This is a genomic window from Methanobrevibacter sp. (genome assembly GCF_045577275.1).
Taxonomy (GTDB): domain Archaea; phylum Methanobacteriota; class Methanobacteria; order Methanobacteriales; family Methanobacteriaceae; genus Methanobrevibacter.
This window is the reverse complement of sequence record NZ_JAZNIB010000106.1, coordinates 1-1,982: the sequence shown is the minus strand read 5'-3', so window position 1 is coordinate 1,982 and position 1,982 is coordinate 1. Positions and strand designations below refer to the sequence as shown.

Below are 1,982 nucleotides of genomic sequence, written 5' to 3'. Positions count from 1 at the left end.
GCTAAATACCCTGTTTTTTTAAAAAAAAAGAATACTTATATTAATTAAGTATTTTATTGAGATATTTATAATTAGGATTAGTTTTCTAAACTAAATTCAAGTGAATTTCCAACCAATTCGATATTTTCCAAGGTGTTTTCTGTTTTATAGACGAGAATTTCTACACCTTCATCGTATGCCTTATTCAAAGTTTTGGAAAATTCAGGATCATTTTCCCAATTAGGTCTGAAACTATTTCCATTCGGATGTTCAATCAGGAAAAATACAACTGAACGGATTCCCTCTTTTTTAAGTGAAATAAGCTCTTCCAAATGTTTTCTGCCTCTCTCAGTAGGAGCATCCGGAAACTGTGCAATTCCATCCTTGATTAAAGTGACTGATTTTACTTCAACATATGTTTCATCAATCGGATTCTTATTGCTGTCTAAATTAGCCAAATAAATGTCGATTCTCGAATTGCCAATTGTCTTTTCAGATTCCACAATCTCATAGCCAGACAATTCCTTAATTTTTTTATTTGAAATCGCATCTATGACAATCTTGCTGGCTTCTTGTGAATACATGGCAACAAGTGCACCATTGTTTTCAATCAAATACAAGGAATATTTGGTTTTCCTATTCGGATTATCGCTTGGCTTAAGATAAACAGTTGTGCCATCAATCAATAGCTCTTTGCATCTGCCTGTATTTGGAAGATGTGCTCTTACTATTTCACCATCAATCTCCACTTCTGCAATGAACCTATTGGCCCTATTTCTAAAAATAGCTTTCACTAAATCAGTCAATTAAATCACTCGAAAAAAATAAGAATAATAAATATAATAATTTATTATTCGATTAAACCACTCATAACTGCGCCTAAATACTGAGTCAAATCCTGTGCACCAAATCCATATCCTTGAGCTTCATATGCCAAATCTCCAGCTTTACCATTAAGATATGGAGCAAGCAATGCTGCATCAAAACTGTTTAATTCTTGAGAGAGTAAGCTTAAGCAAATTCCTGCCAATGCATCTCCTGTTCCGCCAACAGTCATTCCAGGATTTCCTGTTCTATTGATCTTCAATCTATTACCATTGAATATGAAATCATATTTTCCTTTGAGGATAACGGAACCATCAATGCTTTTGGTGATCTTATGAATGGCATCAATCTTATCGTTGACTTTTCTAAAGTCCAAATTCTCCTTGCCATCCAATTTAGCAAATTTCTCCAAGTTACCCAAATCCTCTTTTGAAGCGTTTTTAAAGAATGACTTGAACTCAGATAAATGGGGTGTGATTATCAAATCCTCTTTTTTAGAAACAAGGCTTAAATCCACTAATTTCAATGCATCTGCATCCAATACCAATGGCTTGTCAATCTTGATTGCAAGTACATTGAATAACTTGCCTGTCTCTTCCATTTGACTTGAACCTGGACCTAATAGGACAGCATCAACCTTGGATGAAAGTTCTAAAATCTCTTCCAAATCTTCAAGTGACAAGTAATCTCCTTTTGCTTCTTGCACGATAAAATCTTCAGAAAATGACTTGATAGCTAAAGCAGCATTCTTTGGAGTGTAGATATAAGTCAAATCAACACCTGTTGCAATAGCTGCCTTTGCTGAGATTGCAGGTGCACCGTAATAATCCTTGCTTCCTCCCACAATCAAGACTTTGCCATTATTTCCTTTATGGGAATCATTTTTTCTATTCTTTAATCTTAATAAATCTCCACCTTCAACAAACAATTCCGCTTCAATTGGAATTCCAATATCACAGGTGATTACTCCACCAGTCTTTTCTTCACCTGCCAATTTGACACCTGTCTTGATTTTATGAAAACTTACAGTATAATCCGCTTCAACAGCAATGTCTGATATCTCTCCAGTTAATGGATCCAAACCTGAAGGAGCATCCACTGCCACTTTTATGCCGTCTATTTCATTAATCAATTCGACAGCTTTTCTGACCTTTGTTCTAAGTTTTCCTTTGATTCCA

2 protein-coding genes are annotated in these 1,982 nt (G+C 35.0%); both read right to left on the bottom strand.

The window, feature by feature from the left end; translation table 11 throughout:
• Positions 1-77: 77 nt before the first annotated feature.
• Positions 78-785 (bottom strand): DNA/RNA nuclease SfsA, encoded by a 708-nt coding sequence (gene sfsA, locus ACKI67_RS03560; protein WP_407462018.1) that lies wholly within the window; start codon positions 783-785, stop codon positions 78-80.
• 44 nt (positions 786-829) lie between these two features.
• The coding region (locus tag ACKI67_RS03555) for an NAD(P)H-hydrate dehydratase (RefSeq protein WP_407462017.1) at positions 830-1,982 on the bottom strand (1,153 nt) is incomplete at its 5' end.